Here is a 17,763-nt window from a genome sequence, read left to right on the forward strand (position 1 = left end):
ATAACAACGCCGTCATGCACGGCACTGACAGATTGCGGTCCAGGGGGTCCAACCCCCTGGCGGGGTGGTTCGGAGGGGCGGCGCCCCTCCGTCAGAGCGATGCGTCCCGATCCAGTCGGATCACATAGGATCGCCAATCCGCCTGCTCGGCGATGCGTTCATAGAGCGCGATGGCGCCACGATCCGCCTCAGGCACGATCCAGCGCAGATGCGACCAGCGGCGTTCGCGCCCGATGGCGCACAGCGCGTCGACCAGCGCGCGGGCGAGGCCCTGGCCGCGCCGGTCGGGCCGCACGAACAGGTCGTCCAGCGCGCCGCAGCGTCGGGCGAAGACCGCTTCGGGCAGGTCGAAGAAGATCGCGAAGGCGAGCAGTTCCTCGCCTTCCGATGCGACGAGGATCTCGGTGCGCAGATCGGCGGCGAGCATCGCTGCGGCATCCGCACCCGACGCGGGGCGGCTACCGGTGAGCGTGTCGCGCATCTCGGCGGCGTAGGATTCTAGAAGGGGAGCGAGGCGATGGCGCTCGGCAGGCGGCAGTGGCGCGATCAAGCGGAACTCCTCACGCGAAAAGGGCGCCGCCCGCGATGCGGACGGCGCCCCGTCGCCGGGATCGGCGATAGCCTTAGCTGACCGGGGTTTCCGGCATCGAGGGCTCGGACGCCGCGGCGGCGGCGGCGGCCTTCGCAGCCTTGTTCGCCGCGCGGGTGGCGGCAGCCTTGCGCGCCGCCTCGACACGGGCGGCGGACTTCACGACGGCCTTCTTCGGCGCGGCGGCCTTCCTGGTGGTCTTCGCGGCCTTGGCGGCGGGCTTGCGAGCGGTCGCCTTCTTCGCGACGGGCTTGCGGGCGGTCGCCTTCTTTGGCGCAGCCGCCTTCCGGGCTGCCGGCTTGCGGGCCGTGGCCTTCTTCGCGGCGGGCTTCTTCGCGACCGCCTTCCTGGCAGTCGGCTTCTTCGCGGCGGCGCGCTTCGGAGCGGCCTTCTTCGCGGCAGCGCGCTTCGGCGCACCCTTCTTCGCGGCTGCCTTCTTGGGCGCGGCCTTCTTGGGTGCGGCCTTCTTGGCTGCGGTCTTCTTCGCGGCCGGCTTCTTGGCGGCTGCCTTCTTGGGCGCGGCCTTCTTGGCAGTGGCCTTCTTCGCGGCCGGCTTCTTGGCGGCCGCCTTCTTGGCCGGTGCCTTCTTCCGCGCCGAGGCCATGGCCATGGGCTGCGCGCGCAGGCCTTCCTCGGTCTCGGTGGTCTCGATGATGTCCGTCATGACGTCTGGTGTCTCCGTGCGTTCCGGTGAATGAGGCGCGACGCATCCAAGTGCGGCGGCGCCTTAGGCGACAGCAGGTGGAAACCAGCCGGCGTTCGGCGCGCGGATCCCGTTGCGCGCTCCGTCGGCTGCTTGGCGATCGTCGGGTCCTGGGCGGCGCAGCGCGGTGCGATGGCGGCATATCCCCGCCGCATCTCGCATCCGGCTTCTCTCCCGGCTGGTCGGCGCGACGGCGTCGCGCGTCCTGCCGATGCGGGTTGGAAAGCGAAGCGCGCCGTCCGTCCCATGAGTCTGCGGTCCATCGACCGTCCTTCCCTGCTGCGGCGGTCACCCTTGCGATGCGTCGTTGGTCCCCGGTGCACCGCGATCCGATCCTGTCGTGCGGAGCGATGTGCGAGAGAGCGAGTCCGACGAATCGCGCAAGATGATTCGCGCGCACATCACGCTATCTGCACGCGCATATTGCGTGTCAACAGAATCCGTGCGTACGCGCGCGCAAATCGCACGTCGTCGTCGTCGCGATGCGGATTGTGTTGCGTGGGTGTCGCGCCTGCGGCGCGAAGGTGGCGCGCAACGCATCGTCGCGCGCCACGTTCTCCTCCCGCCGAGTTGCCGTCGCGCGGCGGGAGGAAGCGTCGTTCAGCCGCGCTGCGGCAGCGGCACGACAGGGCGCTGCTCGACGCCGGTGTAGACCGACAGCGGGCGGATGAGGCGATTGTCGGCGGCCTGTTCCAGCACATGCGCCGCCCAGCCGGTGATGCGGGAGCAGACGAAGATCGGCGTGAACAGCGGGATGTCGAAGCCCATCAGGTAGTAGGCGGGCCCTGCCGGGAAATCGAGGTTCGGGTGGATGTTCTTCCGCTCCAGCATGATCTTCGCGAGCACGTTGGAGGTGTTCATCCAGCGCTTGTCGCCCACCACCTCGGCCATGATCTCGGCGTACTTCTTCATGGTCGGCACACGGCTGTCGCCGGTCTTGTAGACGCGGTGGCCGAAGCCCATCACCAGCGCCTTGTGGTCGAACTTGCCTTCCAGCCAGCCGGCGGCGGCCTCGGGGGAGGGGATCTCCTTCAGCATGTGCATCACCGCCTCGTTGGCGCCGCCATGCAGCGGGCCCTTCAGCGCGGCGATCGCCCCGGTGATGGCGCCATGCATGTCCGCCATGGTCGAGCAGATGGTCCGCGCCGTGAAGGTCGAGGCGTTGAAGGTGTGCTCGGCGTACAGGATCATCGACACGTCGAAGGCGCGGATGACCTCGGGCTGCGGCACCTTCCCGAACACCATGTGGAAGAAGTTCTCGCAGAAGGACAGTGAGGGGTCGGGCGCGATCGGCGCCTGCCCCTTCGAGGCCCGGTGCGCGGCAGCAACCGCGGTCGGGATCTTGGCGAGCAGCCGCATCGCCTTGCGCCGCTGGGCGGCATCCGAGATGTCCTCCGATTCCGCATCTTCCATGCCCATGAAGGAGACGGCGGAGCGGATCGCATCCATCGGATGCGCGTCCTTGGGGAACTCGGCGATCACCCGCAGCAGCGCGGGGGTGAGGGCGCGGTTCGCCTTCTCCTCGGCCTGGAAGGCGGCGAGCTCGGCCTTTGTCGGCAGCTCCCCGTTCCACAGCAGGAAGGCGGTCTCGTCGAAGGAGGCGAGCTCGCAGAGGTCCTGCACGGCGTAGCCGCGATAGGTGAGGGAGTTGGTCTCCGGCATCACCTTCGAGATGGAGGAGACGTCGGCCAGGACGCCGACCAGGCCCTTCTTGATGTCAGGCGCGTCGTTCATGGGTTTCCTCGGTCGCTGGTGGGGATCGTGCCGGCGGGCGTCGCCGCCCGCCGGCGCATGCTCAGAAGATGCCGGGCTTGCTATCGGCCAGGCCGTCCTTCGGCAGGGCGACGTTCAGCGCGCCGAGCTCGCCGGCCTTCAGCCGGGGCAGGTCCTGCACCACCTCGATGAAGCGGTTGGCCTCGCGGGCGGACAGGATGCCGTCCGTCAGCGTGCGGAACTTGTTGATGTACTGCGCGCGGGCGAAGGGGCGCGCGCCGTTCGGGTGGGCATTCGCCACGCCCAGCTCATCCACCAGCGTCGAGCCATCCTTGAACAGGATCTCGACGCGACCGCCGAAGGCGAGCTCGTCGGGGTCCTTCGAATGGTACTTGCGGGTCCATTCCGGGTCCTCGACCGTCGTGACCTTCTGCCACAGGCGGACGGTGTCGGCGCGGCCGGCGCGCTTCGGCGCGTAGCTGTCCACATGGTGCCAGCGCCCGTCCTGCAGGGCGATCGCGAAGATGTACATGATGGAGTGGTCGAGCGTCTCACGGCTCGCCTTCGGGTCCATCTTCTGCGGGTCGTTGGCGCCGGTCCCGATCACGTAGTGGGTGTGGTGGGAGGTGTGAATGACGATCTTCTCGATCGCGTCGAAGTCGCTGATCTGCTCCCGCATCCGGAAGGCGAGGTCGATCAGTGCCTGCGACTGGTACTCCGCCGAGTGCTCCTTGGTGTAGCTCGACAGGATGGCGCGCTTGGCTTCGCCGGCCTCGGGCAGCGGCACGTGGTAGTAGACCGGCCCATAAACGTCCTGGCGGTTCGACCGGCCGGACAGCACCCAGGCGATGACGGAATCCTCGCCCTCATAGATGGGGGAGGGCGCGCCCTCGCCGCGCATGCAGCGGTCCACCGCCTCGATCGCCAGCTTGCCGGCATGCGCCGGGGCATAGGCCTTCCAGGAGGAGATCTCACCCTTGCGCGACTGGCGGAAGGAGATGGTGGTGTGCAGCGCCTGCTGGATCGCCTGGAACACCACTTCCTGCTTCAGGTTCAGCAGGGTGCCGATGCCGGCGGCGGCCGAGGGCCCGAGATGGGCGATGTGGTCGACCTTGTGTTCATGCAGGCAGATGGCGCGCACCAGGTCGATCTGCAGCTCATACCCGGTGGCGAGGCCGCGGATCAGGTCGCGGCCGGACTTCTCCATCGCCTGCGCGACGGCGAGCACGGGCGGGATGTTGTCGCCGGGGTGGGAGTAGTCGGCGGCGAGGAAGGTGTCGTGCATGTCGAGCTCGCGCACCGCGGTGCCGTTCGCCCAGGCCGCCCATTCCGGCGAGACCGTCGTGCCAGACTTCACGCCGAACACCTGCGCGCCGCCGGCCTTCTTCGCATGGCCGAGCGCCATGCCGCGCGCCGAGACGACGGGGCGGCGGTTGATGGCGGCGATGGCGACCGAGGCGTTGTCGATGACCCGGTTGATGATCATCTCCTGGACGTCCTTCTCGACCGCGACCTTGTCGGTCGCGACGCCGGCCATCTTCCAGGCGAGTTGGTCCTCGCGCTTCAGCAGCGACTTGGACGGGTGGACCTTCACGGGGTGGAGCTTCACGGGCGTTCTCCCTAAGCGACGAACAGGATGGCCCGTGTTGTGCGCCGGGATTGCATGATCGTCCATTCCGATTGACCTGAGCGCGCGATAGCATTTCCGTATCGCGATGGATTTTCGTCTGGTGCGCCGGCTCGGGGCCTTCCTCGCGGTGGCGGAGGAAGGGCATTTCGGACGCGCCGCCGCGCGGCTGGGGATTTCCCAGCCGCCGCTCACCGCGCAGATCCAGGCGCTGGAACGCGAGCTCGGCGTGCGGCTGCTGGAACGCACGGGCAAGGGCGCGCGGCCGACGCGGGAAGGCGAGGCGCTGCTACCGCTCGCGCGCCGTGTCGCGGGCGATGCCGCGGAGCTGGAGGCGCTCGCACGCGAATTGCGCGCGGGGCGGTCGGCGCCGGTCGCGATCGCCTGCGTCACCTCGGCGTTGTTCGACTACCTGCCGCCGCTGGTACGCGTCATGCAGGCCGCGCGGCCGGAAGCCGCGGTCAGCGTGCGCGAGATGGACACCGCGCCTGCGATGGAGGCGCTGCGGCGTGGCGAGGCTGACCTGGCGCTGCTTCGCGCGGATCATGAGATCGCGCCGATCCGTCTGCGCCCGCTCGGCGAGGATCGGCTGATGGCCGCGCTGCCCGTCGGGCACGCGATGCTGGATGGCCCCGATCCGTTGCCGCTGGCGCTGCTGGCCGAGGCGCCGATGCTGGTGCTGCCGCGCGCGATCAGCCCGGCCTATTCGGATGCGATGACGGCGGCGTGCCGTGCGGCGGGCTTCGCGCCCGTCGCGGTGCGGGAAGTGGGATCGGCAATGGCGCAGCTCGGCTTCGTCGCGGCCGGGTTCGGCGTGGCGCTGGTGTCGGAGGGCATGGCGACGCTGAACCCGCCCGGCGTCGAGTTCCGCGTGCTCGCCGGGCCGGTCCGCGGCGTCGGTGTCGCGCTGGCGTGGAATGCGGAGCGGGAGAGCGAGGCGGTGCGCCTGGCGCTGCGCATCGCGGAGGACGTCTTCCCCCGCGGCGGCGCCTGAACCGCACTCTATATATATGCGTGCGCGTTGTCAGCGCAGGAAGCGCTTCTCGATCTCCCGCATCGCATCGTCGCCCTGCAGGGCGAAGATGTCCTGCACCGAGGCGATGCCGTCCTCGACGCCGGCGATGCCGCCCTCGGCCAGGATGCGCGCGAAGGTGTCCCGCATCGCACCCACCGCCGCGCGGATCGCGTGGTTGCCGCAGATGATCAGACCGACCTTGTTGAGCGCCGCGACATCCGCGAAGGAGAGCTGAGGGTAGGAGGTCGGCACCAGCACCAGCGGCACGCGGCCCGGCCAGGCGCGGCAGAAGGCGACGATCTCGTCAGGCGTCTTCTGCTTCGAATGGATCAGCACGGCATCGGCGCCGGCCTCGGCATAGGCCGCGCCGCGCTTCAGCGCCTCCTCCTGGCCCAACCCTGCGATCAGTGCCTCGGTGCGCGCGATGACCAGCGGGCCGCCGTCGATGCGGGCGGCTTCGATCTTGCCCTGGAACTCCTCGACGGGGACGAGTTCCTGCCGGCCGCCGACACGCAGCGAGGAATCCTTCGGGAAGGTCTTGTCCTCCATCACCACCGCCGCGACGCCGGCCGCGGCGTAGCGCGGGACCAGGTAGGCGACCGACACCGCATTGCCGCTGCCGGTATCGATGTCGGCGACGACCGGCGCGTCCTGCACCTCCACCATCGCGCGCATCGCGGCGAGATGCGTGTCCCAGGACAGGATCGAGGCGTCAGGCACCGCATGCGCGGCGGAAAGTTCGAAGCCGCTGCCCCAGACGGCGTCGAAGCCGGCCTCGGCGGCAAGCTTGGCGGACAGCGCGTTGTGCGCCGACATGGCGATGGCGGGGCGGGCGGTATCGAGGCGGGCGCGGAGCCGGCTGCTGGGCGTTTCCATGCCGCGATGCTCCATCGCGTTGGCAGCGGCAGCAAGACGGACAACCCGGCCCGGGGTGGGCATTGCGCGCCGTCGGCGGTAGCCTCCGCCGCGCGAGTGACCAGGAGGCGAGCCCGCATGTCCGACACGACCCCCTTCGACCGCGTGATCCGCGGCGACATCGTCCTCTCCGATCGCATCCTGCGCGACGGCTACGTCGCCATCCGCGGCGGGACGATCGCGGCGATCGGAGAAGGGATCAGCCCCCTCGCCAGGGAGATCGTGGACTACGGCGGCAAGTACGTGATGCCCGGGCTGGTGGATGGGCACATGCACACCTCCTCCTCCCGCGGCTGGCCCGGCATCGACGGAGCGTCGAAGTCGGCAGCGGCGGGTGGCGTCACCACCTGCGTCGACATGCCCTATGACGTGCCGCGGCCGGTAACGGATGCCTCGATCCTCGCCGAGAAGATCGAGGTGGTGAACGCGACCTCCCATGTCGACATGGCGCTGTACGGCACCATCACGAAGACCGGCGGTATCGATGCCATCGCCGGCCTCGCGGAAGCGGGCGTCTGTTCCTTCAAGCTCTCGACCTACGAATACGATCCGGTCCGTTTCCCGCGCATCGACCACCCGACCATGGTCGCCGCCTTCCGGGAGATCGCGAAGACCAACCTGATGGTGGCCATCCACAATGAGGACCAGGAGATCGTGGTCCGCATGACGGAGGAAGCGAAGGCCGCCGGCAACACCTCGCCGATCTGGCACTGCCGCACCCGCCCGCCGCTGTGCGAGAGCATGGCCGATTTGGAGATCTTCGAGATCGGGCTCGAGACCGGCGCGCATGTCCACATCGCGCATTCCTCGCTGGCCCGCGGCTTCGACATTGCCGAGGTGTTCCGCCGCATGGGCGGCAAGGCGTCCGGCGAGGCCTGCATCCAGTATCTGTGCATGACCGAGGAGGACATCATCCGCCTCGAAGGCTTCGGCAAGTGCAACCCGCCCTTCCGCACGGCCGAGGAAGTGTCGCGGATGTGGGACGCGTTCGCGGCCGGCAAGGTGGCTTACGTGTCCACCGATCACGCGCCGTGGCCCTATGAGAAGAAGAAGTACACCGGTGACATCTTCTCCGTCGGCGCCGGGCTGACGGGCCTGCAGTCCTTCGCGCCGCTGATGTTCACCCTGCTGACGGAACGCTCCCTGCCCATCACGCTGATGGCGAAGTATTGCGCCGAGCGTCCGGCGAAGTTCCACGGCCTGTTCCCGAAAAAGGGCGCGATCCGCATCGGCTCGGATGCCGATTTCGTCGTGATGGAACCCGGCGACTTCACCTTCGACGCGAAGGACATCCAGGACGAACCGGATGCGCGCTGGTCCCCTTATGACGGGCGCCACATGGCCGCGCGCGTCGCCGCCACTTGGCTGCGCGGGGCCTGCATCTGGGACGGCAAGGCGGTGCTCGCGAAGCCCGGCGCTGGACAATTCGTGCCGCGTCAGCACAACGGGACCTATGTCGGGGAAGAATGAGCGGCCGGAAGGCCACTGGATCAAGCGGCCGAAGCGCACCTCGCGCATCGGCAATGCGCCGCCGCCGCGCGATAAGCCGGGCTTCTGGCAGGCCGTGGTCGCGATAGGCGTCGGGCTGATCATCGGCCTGCTCGCCGCAAGCTACGCCGCGCAGGCGGGCATGCGGGAGGGGCTGCCGGGCCTCGCGCTCGGCGGCGGGCTGTGCCTCGGCACCATCGTCGTCTGGCGCCTGTTCGGCGGCACGCTCGAGGATTTCCGCGACCTGTTCCGCTGACGGTTGCCGGCGCTTCACGAAGCGTTGAAGATCGCGGGGCATTTTGGCCCCCGGGGTGCTTCGCAGGGTCGTCGCCCCGACTGATGGAACGCGCGCGCATGAGCACCGGCGACTACTATGTGAAGCACCTCGCGGTGGACCTGCCGCTGACCGCCGCCGAGCGCATCGCCGATGCAACGCTCGCGGCCGGCCGCGGCGCCGGGCTGCTGCCGCTGACCGTCGTGGTGCTCGATGCCGGCGGCCATGCCGTGGTGCTGAAGCGCGAGGACGGCTCGGGCATCCTTCGCGCCGAGATCGCCACCGGGAAGGCCTATGGCGCGCTCGGCATGGGCATCGGCAGCCGCGTGATCCGCGACCGTCTGAAGGAACGGCCGGCCTTTCAAGCCGCCATCGCCGCGGCTTCGGATGGCCGCTTCATCCCCGTACCCGGCGGCGTGCTGGTGTGCCGCGCCGATGGCGCGGTGATCGGCGCGGTCGGCGTATCCGGCGATGCCTCCGACAAGGACGAGTACGCCGCGATCGAAGGGGTGCGCGCCGCGGGCTTCACCCCCCATCCAGAAAACCCATCGGAGACATGGCGCGATGCCGGATTGTGACATGACCACCCGCCGTGCCCTGCTGGCCGTCGCCGGCGCTGCGCTCGCGGCGCCTGCCATCGCGCAGGAAGCCTATCCCTCCCGCCCGATCCGCCTCGTCATCCCGTTTCCGGCCGGCGGGCCGACGGATGTCTATGCCCGCTTCTATTCCGAGCGGCTGTCGCGCGAACTCGGCCAGCCCGTCGTCACGGAGAACCGCGGCGGGGCGGGCGGTGCCATCGGCTCGCTGGAAGTCGCGCGCGCAAGGCCGGACGGATACACGCTGCTGTTCGGCACGGCTTCCACCCACGCACTCTATCCGTTGGTGACGCGGCAGCCGCAATTCGACGTGACGCGGGACTTCACTGTGGTCGCCGAGATCGGCGGCGGCCCGCTGGCCTGGGTCGTGCACCCGTCGCAACCCGCGACGCTCGCCGCCTTCATGGCGGCGGCGAAGACCGCGCAACCGCCGCTTTCGTACGGCTCGCCAGGCACCGGCACGCTGATGCACCTGGCGACCGAACTGATGAAGCAGGGCGCGGGCAACGTGCCGATGACGCATGTGCCGTATCGCGGTGCCGCACCCGCGATGAACGACGTCATCGCCGGCACGCTGGCGATGGGGGTGAACACATTTGGCGCGGCGCTGCCGCTGCATGAGGGCGGCCGGGCGCGGATGCTTGGCATCGCGACGCCGCAGCGCCACCCGCGCGCGCCGGATGTGCCCACGGTGGCGGAGGCGCTGAACCTGCCGGGGTTCCAGGCGGTGCTGTGGCACGCTGTGTTTGCGCCGCCCGCAACGCCCGCGCCGGTCCTGGAGCGGCTATCGGCCGCCACCAACGTCATGCTGGCGGATGCGGCCTTCCGCGCGGCGCTGGATGGTGCGGGGATCGTCGCCTCCTCCCCGGGCACGCCGGCCTCCGCCGCGGCGTTCATCGCGGCGGAGACCGAGCGCTACCGCCCGATCGTCGACGCGATCCGTCCCGAACTCGAAGGCTGAGGCCGGGCCTCCCCACGGCCGAGATTGCGATCGATCCCGTGACGCCGCAGGATGACGGGCGTCCGCGAGAGGAACCATGTCGCAATCGTCACCGATACCGGTCGCCGTTGCGGGTGCCGCCGGCGCGATGATCGGGCGTCTCGCGGTCAGCGGCTGGCCGGTCACATCGGGTGACTGGTTCGGCGTGCTGGCCCTTGGCGCGGTGGTCGCCCTCGGTGTCTATGTCGTCCTCCGCTTCATGGCCAGGAGACGACAGTCTTGAGTCAGCGCATCCTTCGCATCGCCGGCGCCCAGATGGGCGGCAACCAGAAGGCCGACAGCCGCAAGGCGATCCTCGACCGCATGATCGCGCTGGTCGAGGATGCGGCCGGGAAGGGGGCGAAGCTCGTGGTCTTCCCCGAACTGCCCTTCACCACCTTCTTCCCGCGCTGGCTGTTCGAGAGCACCCAGGAACTCGACACCTATTTCGAGCGGGAACTGCCGGGGCCGCAGACCCGGCCGCTGTTCGACCGGGCGAAGGAACTCGGCGTCGGCATGTATGTCGGCTATGCCGAGCTGACGCCGGAGGGGCGCCGCTACAACACGGCCGTCACCACCGGGCCTGACGGCGCGATCCTGGGCAAGTACCGCAAGATCCACCTGCCGGGCACGGTGGAGCCCCGCGCGGGCGAGCGCTTCCAGCAGCTCGAGAAGCGGTATTTTGAGTATGGCGACATGGGCTTTCCCGCCTTCCGCGGGCCGGAAGCCTGGGGCAGCCCCGTCACCGGCATGCTCATCTGCAACGACCGCCGCTGGCCGGAAGGCTGGCGCGTCTATGGCCTGCAGGGCGTCGAGCTGATGCTGATCGGCTACAACTCCGCGGCCTATGACCCGATGGGCGGCGCGACGGAAAGCGCCGATCTGCGCACCTTCCACTCGACGCTGGCGGCGCAGGCCAATGCCTACATGAACGCGACCTGGGCGGTCTCCGTCGCCAAGGCGGGCGACGAGGACGGATCGGGGCTGATCGGCGGGTCCGTGATCGTCGATCCGAACGGCATCGTGGTGGCGGAAGCGAAGACGCTCGGCGACGAGGTGATCGTGGCCGATGCCGATCTCGACGCGACGCGCCAGGGCAAGGAGAAGATGTTCAACTTCGCCGCCCATCGCCGGCCGCAATGGTACCGGCCGATCATCGACCAGGTGGGGGCGGTTCCGCCGGCCTGACGCGGCGTCAGCCCTCGCCCCGCTTCGCGAGCGCCAGTTCGACCCAGCGCCGCGTCTCGGCCTGGGGGCTGTCCAGGCCGCGCCGGATTTCCGGCAGGTAGCGCGGCGGCAGGTGCGCGAGCACCTCCGCGAAGAAGAGCTGCGCGCGGGCCACATCGTCCTGCGCGTCGCCATCCCGGTCCGGCAGCTCGGCCTTCTCCCAGCTCAGCCCGTCGAGGCGGGAGAGCATGTCGCGGATCTCGGCCACGCCGCAGCGGCAGGCCAGCCCGGCGGCTGCCGCGATCGGCGTGGGCACGGTGACGTCGAGCCCGCCGCGCGCCTCCTCCAGCATCGCGTCGAGGGCAGAAAGCTCGGTGATCAGCGTGCCCATCCAGCTCGCCTGGATATCGCCTGCGATCGACAGGCCTTCCTCGAACCAGGCCTGTTCGGCGGCGAGGTCGGGGAAGGATGGCGGCTCGGTTTCGACGCAGCCCTGGAACTGCGCGTCCCACGCCGCGATGCGGGCGACCAGCGCGCCGTCCAGGTCGAGATCGGCCGCGTCGATGAGCGCATCCTGCGCATGGTCGCGCAGCGGCGGCAGGCCGAAGGCGGGTTGCAGCCGCACCATCCGCGGGCCCGATGGCGAGAGCGGACCGGCGAAGGGCAGGGCGAGCGCCGTCCAGAAGGCCTGGCGCAGCAGCAGCCCGGCCACGGCCGCGGCAATGCCCAGCAGCGCCGGCAATTCCAGCAGCGGCGGCTCGATCCAGGCCCGCCAGACGCCCTGCCGGTCCAGCCACAACACGATCGCCGTCGCCACCGTGTACACCACGAGGGCCTGCACCACGGACCGCCGTCCGCGTCGTGTCGCCTCATCCGCCGTCGGCAGTGCGCGCGACGCCCAGGCCAGGTAGCCCGCCTGCAGCAGCGCGGCGGCAACGAAGAAGGCGGGCGCCCAGCGCGACAACACGGCCAGCGACAGGCCGGACGCGAAGACCAGCGTCCCGCCCAGCATCCAGATCTGCGTGCGTCGCCGTTCCGCCGGCGCGCTGCCGTCGCCCAGCGCGGCCAGCATCTGGTCCAACATCGCCTCGGCCGGGAGGCGGCGCAGCAGCATGAGCCCCGCCACCACGTAGAACAGGCCGATGGCGACAGCGAGCAGGGTCAGCGACGGATCATCCATGCCGCCCATCATCGGCAGCGCCGCGCTTCGGTCCACCATGCGCCCGTTGCCGCCGGCGCGCCGCTGGTCGCACACTCCCCGGAAACAGGGCGCGTGACGCCCGAGGAGGAAGCACCATGGACGGCATCCTGACCGGCGGCGCGCTCGACACCGTGGCCGCCGCCTGGCTCGAGCGGTTCGGCGCGGCGCTGGAAGCGGGGTCGCCGGACCAGCTCGCCAGCCTCTTTGCCCGGGACTCCCACTGGCGCGACCTGCTGGCGTTCGATTGGGAGTTGAGCAGCGTGACCGGCGCATCGGCGATCGCGGCGAAGCTGCTGGCGCTGGCGGTCAAGGCGCAGCCCCGGGGCGCCGAGCTCGCTGCCGGCCGCACGCCGCCGCGCCGGATGACCCGTGCCGGCACCGACTGCATCGAGGCGATCTTCACCTTCGAAACGGTCGTCGGCCCCTGCAACGGCGTGGTGCGCCTGGTCGCCGAGGAGGGCGAGCATCGTGCCTGGACGCTGATGACCGCGCTCGACGAGATCCGCGGCCATGAGGACCCGGCGAACGGCAAGCGCTGGCAGGATGTGGATTGGAAGCGGAATTTCGGCGGGGAGAACTGGCTCGACCGCCGCAAGCAGGCCATCGCCTATGTCGATCGCGACCCCGCCGTGCTCGTGGTGGGGGCGGCCCAGGCCGGGCTGTCCATCGCGGCGCGGCTGTCGCTGCTCGGCGTCGATACGCTAGTGGTGGACCGGGATGAGCGCGTCGGCGATTCCTGGCGCAAGCGATACCACGCGCTGACCCTGCACAATGAGACGCGGGTCAATCACCTGCCCTACATGCCGTTTCCCAAGTCCTTCCCGGTGTTCATCCCGAAGGACATGCTGGCGAACTGGTTCGAGCTCTACGCCGAGGCGATGGAACTGAACGTCTGGACCGGCACGGAACTGATTGCCGGTACATGGGACGAGGCGGCGAAACGCTGGACTGTGACGCTGAAGCGCGCGGATGGTTCCGAACGCATCCTGCATCCCCGCCACATCGTCATGGCGAATGGCGTGTCCACCACGCCGGTCATGCCGAACCTGCCGGGGTTGAAGACCTTCAAGGGCACGGTGCGGCATTCCGGACGCTACGGCAGCGGGCTCGACTGGGCGGGCAAGCGAGCGCTGGTGCTCGGCACCGGCACGTCGGGGCACGACGTGGCGCAGGACCTCGCGGTCTCCGGCGCGGCGCAGGTGACGCTGATCCAGCGCCGGCCGACGCTGGTCGTCAGCCTGAAGGAAGCGCAGGCGCCCTACATGCTTTACGACGAGGAGATCAGCTTCGAGGACAAGGACCTCCTCGCGACCTCCTACCCCTATCCGGTGATGCGACGGTCCCACCAGCGCATGGCGACGATGTGCGCGCATGCCGACCGCGCGCTGCATGAGGGGCTGGAACGGCGCGGCTTCCGCCTGACCCAGGGCGAGGACGGCACCGGCTGGCAGATCATGTATCAGTCGCGCGGCGGCGGTTACTACTTCGATGCCGGCTGTTCACAGATGGTCATCGATGGCCGCATCGGCCTCATGCAATATGCCGATATCGAGAGCTTCGGGCCGGACGGCGCCATGATGAAGGACGGCAGCATCGTGCCGGCGGACCTGATCGTGCTTGCTACCGGCTATGAGGGCCAGGCGGCGGCCGCGCGGCGGGTCTTCGGCGATGCCGTGGGCGACCGCATCGGCAAGGTCTGGGGCTTCGACGAGGAGGGTGAACTGCACGGCATGTGGCGCCCGACCGGCCAGCCCGGCCTGTGGTTCCACGCCGGGGGGTTGGCGCAGTGTCGCATCTACTCGAAGGTGCTGGCGTTGCAGATCAAGGCGCGGGAATTGGGGATGGCCACATGATCGAGGTGGTGCAGGACGAGGAAACCGGCCATTTCCGCGTCGTGACCTTCCGGGGCGAGACGCTGGGGCTTACGACGACGCGTGCCGCGGCGAACGACCTCGCCGAACTGATGCTGGAAGCCTGGGAGGAAGCGATCGGCGCCGCGGCGGCCCGGGCGCGCATGAAGCACGGCGCTGCGGTGATCGAGCCGCGCTGATCTCCCGCCGCTCGCCGCGCCGCGCTAGGGTTTCCGCTTCCGCGCAGGAGACCCGATCATGACCCGCAGCCTCGTCCTCGCCGCCGCGCAGCTCGGCCCCATCCAGAAGGCAGACGGGCGCGACGTCGCCGTGGGCCGCATCGTGCGGCTGATGGAAAAGGCGCACCGCATGGGCGCGCAGGTGGTGGTCTTCCCGGAACTGGCGCTGACCACCTTCTTCCCGCGCTGGTACGAGGAGGATATCGCGGTCGCCGACCATTGGTACGAATCCGCGCTGCCCTCCAACGAGACGGCGCCCATCTTCGAGGCGGCGCGGAAATACGGCATCGCCTTCCACCTCGGCTACGCCGAGAAGACGCCGGACGGGCACCGGTACAACACCGCCGTCTTCGTCAGCCCGAATGGCGAGATCATGCTGAAGTACCGCAAGGTCCATCTGCCGGGGCACAAGGACTACGACCCGATCCGCAAGGTGCAGCATCTGGAGAAGCGGTATTTCGAGGTCGGGAATCTCGGCTTCCCCGTGATGCGCGCGCCGGTTGCCGGCCACGACGTGAATGTCGGCATGATGATCTGCAACGACCGCCGCTGGCCGGAATCCTGGCGCGTGATGGGGCTGCAGCAGGTCGAGCTGGTCATGCTCGGCTACAACACGCCGTCGCTGAACATGGACAATCGCGGCTTCGAGGCGCACCACCTGCGCGTCTTCCACTCGCACCTGACGATCCAGGCCGGCTGCTACCAGAATGCCTGCTTCGCGGTGGCGACGGCGAAGGCGGGCACGGAGGACGGGCACGAGCTGTTCGGCCATTCCATCATCGTGAACCCGCAGGGTGAGATCATGGCCCAGGCGACCTCCTGGGGTGACGAGCTGATCGTGGCTGATGCCGATCTCGGCATGTGCGAACTCGGCCGCACGACGATCTTCAACTTCGAGAAGCATCGACGGCCGGAAGCCTATGGCCGCATCACCGACCAGGTGGGCAGCGAGCCGCCGGCGACATGGTCGCCCCGCCGCGCAGCGGAGTAGGCCAGCGCGCCTAACCCGCCAGCCGATGCAGGCTGTCGCGCAGCGTATTCGGATCGGGGCTGCCGCGGCTGCGCAGCGCCTGATGCCGTTCGCGCAGCGCGACGAGCACCGCGCGGCCCGCCGCCGGGTCGATCAGCCGGGCCGGCTGGGACGCGGCGTGCCGGGCGCCGATGGCCGCGAGGCCCAGCGCGACGCGGCGGCCCGGTGCCTCCCGCAGCCGCTGGTCGGCCAGCGGGGAAACGCTCCAGCCATAGGCCTCCGCCAGCCGGTCGAGCGTCGTCGCGCCCATGACCCGCGTGATCCCCACCTGGCGCAGCGCGGCGACGACATCCTGGGCCCGATCCGATCCCACTTGGTTCAGCAGCGGTCCCAGTGTCGTCGCCTCCCGGTCCGAGGATGCGATCAGGCTGTCGAGCAGTTCGACGAGCGCCTCGTTCGGTTCGATCAGTCGGCGGCCGGTGCGCGCGCGGCTGATGAGGCCGCCGGCGAAGCGCACGACGCCGAGCGCACTGCCGCCATAGGGCAGGCTCTCCACCAGTTCGGTGCCGTCGGAGGCATAGCGTTCGATCAGGGTGCGGAGCGCCTCCGCATCCTCCGACGCGCGGTCCAGCATGGCGTCGAAGGCTTCGGGGTCGCGCCCCGCGGCGACATGGCCGAAGGCGCGATAGCTGTCGCGCAGCCCTTCGAGCGCTTTCCGGCCCTGGTCCAGCACGAGGCTCGCGGCCGCGAGCCGCGCATCCGCGGCCGCGACCTCCGGCCGCGCACGCAGCGCCTCCACCGTGGTGCCGCTGGGCGCGGTGAGGGCGGCGCGCAGGAGGAGGAGGTCCCGCGCCCGTTCCACGCGCTGCCGCGCGGCCGAGACATCGTCGATGAGACGCCGCGACGCGGCCTCGCCGTCCTGCGCCAGGCGCGCTGCCTCCGCCGGCGGCACGCCACAGGCCGACGGTAGGATGGCGAGTGCCGTCAGCGCGACGCGTCGCGGCAGGCACGGAGTGCGCTTGGTGATGCGATGACCCTGCTGCATGAGCCGATTGTGCCGCGCAGCCTCGGCGAGGTCATCGATCGGATGCATCGATGACCAATCCGTGCTTCGTGCCGGAGCCGGCACGCGTGACGGCGCAGGGTCAGGCGCGTTGCAGCAGCGGCACCTCGGCGCCTGCCGCCGGCCGTCGCCCCGCGATGCCGGCCCGGATGCGATCGAGCGCCGGTCCGTCGGTCAGCACGGGCGCGCAGGCCCTCTGTGCATAGTTGCCGTCCCGGGGTGCGAAGTCCTTGATGAGAGCAACGACCGCCGCATTGTCGAAGTTCTGCCGGTTGCCGTCGTCGAGATAGGATTCCGCCGGCGCGCCATTGGCGATGAGCACCGCATGCTCGGCCAGTTCGACGTGCCAGTAGGTGACGCGCAGCGTGTGGCGTTCCTGCGCGATGCCGTCACTATCCGCCAGGAGCCGAGCAGCCACCAGTCGACCGTCGATCAGCAGCGCATGGTCGGGCGAGACGCGCAGGTCGCGGGCGGGAATGCCGTCCCCGAGCGCACCGGCGCGGATGCGGATGGGCGCCACAGCCGCGCGCCGCGGATGCGCGGCGAGGTTCAGCCGCGAATGCCCAAGCCAGGTAACCGGCATGAAGGCGTTGCGGCCCCCGCGGCTTGCGACGACGAGGTCGCCGATGCGCAGCGCCTCGACCGGAACTTCGCCCCGGACAGTCATGATGGTGGTGCCCTCGGCGAAGCAGGGCGTGGGCGTGTCGGCTTCCACGATGGCCGCGTCGAGGATGCGGAGCGTTTCGCCCGTGGCGTTGATCGTAACGATCGTCATCCCGCCATCGATATTGGTCGTGTAGCCGCCCGGTGCGTAGATGACGACCGTGTTGGATCCGTCGCCGCCGTAGATGGAATCGTCGCCGTCGCCTTCGTTGTAGTAGACGGTGTCGTCGCCCCCTTCGCCATGGACCTGGTCGTCGCCGATGTTGCCGGCGAGCAGGTCATTGCCGGCGCCGCCGCGCAACTCGTCATCTCCCTCGCCGCCGATCAGCGTGTCGTTGCCCGCATCGCCCGCGAGATAGTCGTCGCCGGCATCGCCCATCAGGTTGTCCGCGCCGGCGCCGCCATACAGGAAGTCGCCGCCGTCCTGGCCACGCAACGTGTCGTTGCCGTCGAGCCCGTCCGCTACGTCGGAGAATTCCGTTCCGACATACGAATCATTCCCGTCGGTCGCCTCAGGCCCCGGCGTCCAGCTTCCTGACATCAACGATCATCCCCTCGCAGAATGTCGCGGATGCTGCGGATGGGGCCGGTATGCCGCAACGCCGGTTCGGGTCATGCGCGGTGAAGATCAGGCGAAGATTTGAGGCTTTGCTGCCGCAGGCACGACGGCTCCCGCCGACCAGGGCGCCTCGTCGACGATGTTCCCGGATC

At 69.6% G+C, this 17,763-nt stretch carries 18 protein-coding genes; 10 read left to right on the top strand and 8 right to left on the bottom strand.

The features are described 5' to 3' along the window. Window positions 1-91: 91 nt before the first annotated feature. The 4 genes from GXW78_RS04670 to GXW78_RS04685 form a co-directional block, all read right to left on the bottom strand. On the bottom strand, window positions 92-550 hold the full coding sequence (locus GXW78_RS04670) for a GNAT family N-acetyltransferase (RefSeq protein WP_211866467.1): 459 nt from the start codon (window positions 548-550) through the stop codon (window positions 92-94). Between the two features lie 73 nt (window positions 551-623). Next, window positions 624-1,199, bottom strand: a complete 576-nt coding sequence (locus tag GXW78_RS04675; protein ID WP_211866469.1) for a histone H1-like repetitive region-containing protein — start codon at window positions 1,197-1,199, stop codon at window positions 624-626. 693 nt (window positions 1,200-1,892) lie between these two features. Then, window positions 1,893-3,026, bottom strand: coding sequence for a bifunctional 2-methylcitrate synthase/citrate synthase (locus GXW78_RS04680; RefSeq protein WP_211866471.1), 1,134 nt, complete (start codon window positions 3,024-3,026; stop codon window positions 1,893-1,895). A 61-nt stretch (window positions 3,027-3,087) separates the two neighbouring features. After that, window positions 3,088-4,614: an MmgE/PrpD family protein gene (locus GXW78_RS04685; protein ID WP_211866473.1), complete on the bottom strand. Its 1,527-nt coding sequence runs from the start codon at window positions 4,612-4,614 to the stop codon at window positions 3,088-3,090. A gap of 106 nt (window positions 4,615-4,720) precedes the next feature. Here GXW78_RS04685 and GXW78_RS04690 point away from each other — a divergent pair, with 106 nt between their 5' ends. Next, window positions 4,721-5,626 carry a LysR family transcriptional regulator gene (locus tag GXW78_RS04690; RefSeq protein WP_211866475.1) on the top strand — a complete coding sequence of 302 codons (906 nt, stop codon included), beginning with the start codon at window positions 4,721-4,723 and terminating at the stop codon, window positions 5,624-5,626. Between the two features lie 30 nt (window positions 5,627-5,656). Here the strand turns inward: GXW78_RS04690 and GXW78_RS04695 are convergent, their stop codons facing one another. Further along, entirely contained in the window at window positions 5,657-6,523 is an 867-nt protein-coding gene (locus GXW78_RS04695) for a phosphonopyruvate hydrolase (RefSeq protein ID WP_246521870.1), read from the bottom strand. A 117-nt stretch (window positions 6,524-6,640) separates the two neighbouring features. Here GXW78_RS04695 and GXW78_RS04700 point away from each other — a divergent pair, with 117 nt between their 5' ends. From GXW78_RS04700 to GXW78_RS04725, 6 genes are all read left to right on the top strand, one after another. Beyond that, window positions 6,641-8,032 (top strand): dihydroorotase, encoded by a 1,392-nt coding sequence (locus GXW78_RS04700; RefSeq protein ID WP_211866477.1) that lies wholly within the window; start codon window positions 6,641-6,643, stop codon window positions 8,030-8,032. Continuing rightward, entirely contained in the window at window positions 8,016-8,306 is a 291-nt protein-coding gene (locus tag GXW78_RS04705) for a hypothetical protein (protein ID WP_211866479.1), read from the top strand. Before GXW78_RS04700 ends, GXW78_RS04705 begins: the two co-directional genes overlap by 17 nt. Window positions 8,307-8,404: 98 nt before the next feature. After that, window positions 8,405-8,902: a GlcG/HbpS family heme-binding protein gene (locus GXW78_RS04710; protein ID WP_211866481.1), complete on the top strand. Its 498-nt coding sequence runs from the start codon at window positions 8,405-8,407 to the stop codon at window positions 8,900-8,902. Between the two features lies 1 nt (window position 8,903). After that, the gene (locus tag GXW78_RS04715; RefSeq protein ID WP_211866483.1) at window positions 8,904-9,881 is read left to right on the top strand and encodes a Bug family tripartite tricarboxylate transporter substrate binding protein; all 978 of its coding nucleotides are present in this window, start codon (window positions 8,904-8,906) and stop codon (window positions 9,879-9,881) included. A gap of 76 nt (window positions 9,882-9,957) precedes the next feature. After that, window positions 9,958-10,143: a hypothetical protein gene (locus GXW78_RS04720; protein WP_211866485.1), complete on the top strand. Its 186-nt coding sequence runs from the start codon at window positions 9,958-9,960 to the stop codon at window positions 10,141-10,143. A 32-nt stretch (window positions 10,144-10,175) separates the two neighbouring features. Continuing rightward, window positions 10,176-11,087, top strand: coding sequence for an N-carbamoyl-D-amino-acid hydrolase (locus tag GXW78_RS04725; protein ID WP_211866682.1), 912 nt, complete (start codon window positions 10,176-10,178; stop codon window positions 11,085-11,087). Between the two features lie 7 nt (window positions 11,088-11,094). Here GXW78_RS04725 and GXW78_RS04730 read toward each other — a convergent pair whose 3' ends face one another. Then, complete coding sequence (locus GXW78_RS04730) at window positions 11,095-12,285, bottom strand: hypothetical protein (RefSeq protein ID WP_211866486.1); 1,191 nt, start codon at window positions 12,283-12,285, stop codon at window positions 11,095-11,097. Between the two features lie 77 nt (window positions 12,286-12,362). Between GXW78_RS04730 and GXW78_RS04735 the strand changes: the two genes are divergently transcribed. The 3 genes from GXW78_RS04735 to GXW78_RS04745 are packed head-to-tail and all read left to right on the top strand — an operon-like array spanning window position 12,363 to window position 15,347. Beyond that, window positions 12,363-14,120 (top strand): flavin-containing monooxygenase, encoded by a 1,758-nt coding sequence (locus GXW78_RS04735; protein WP_211866487.1) that lies wholly within the window; start codon window positions 12,363-12,365, stop codon window positions 14,118-14,120. Next, the gene (locus GXW78_RS04740) at window positions 14,117-14,317 is read left to right on the top strand and encodes a hypothetical protein (RefSeq protein ID WP_211866488.1); all 201 of its coding nucleotides are present in this window, start codon (window positions 14,117-14,119) and stop codon (window positions 14,315-14,317) included. The genes GXW78_RS04735 and GXW78_RS04740 overlap by 4 nt, the downstream gene beginning before the upstream one ends. Before the next feature lie 58 nt (window positions 14,318-14,375). Beyond that, window positions 14,376-15,347 (top strand): N-carbamoyl-D-amino-acid hydrolase, encoded by a 972-nt coding sequence (locus GXW78_RS04745; RefSeq protein WP_211866489.1) that lies wholly within the window; start codon window positions 14,376-14,378, stop codon window positions 15,345-15,347. Window positions 15,348-15,357: 10 nt separating this feature from the next. Here GXW78_RS04745 and GXW78_RS04750 read toward each other — a convergent pair whose 3' ends face one another. Both GXW78_RS04750 and GXW78_RS04755 read right to left on the bottom strand, forming a co-directional pair. Further along, a complete protein-coding gene (locus GXW78_RS04750; RefSeq protein ID WP_211866490.1) occupies window positions 15,358-16,419 on the bottom strand; it encodes a hypothetical protein in 1,062 nt (353 codons plus the stop codon). Between the two features lie 52 nt (window positions 16,420-16,471). After that, on the bottom strand, window positions 16,472-17,593 hold the full coding sequence (locus tag GXW78_RS04755; RefSeq protein WP_211866492.1) for a Hint domain-containing protein: 1,122 nt from the start codon (window positions 17,591-17,593) through the stop codon (window positions 16,472-16,474). Between the last annotated feature and the right edge of the window lie 170 nt (window positions 17,594-17,763).

This window comes from Neoroseomonas terrae, assembly GCF_018129025.1.
GTDB classification, from domain to species: Bacteria; Pseudomonadota; Alphaproteobacteria; order Acetobacterales; family Acetobacteraceae; genus Neoroseomonas; species Neoroseomonas terrae.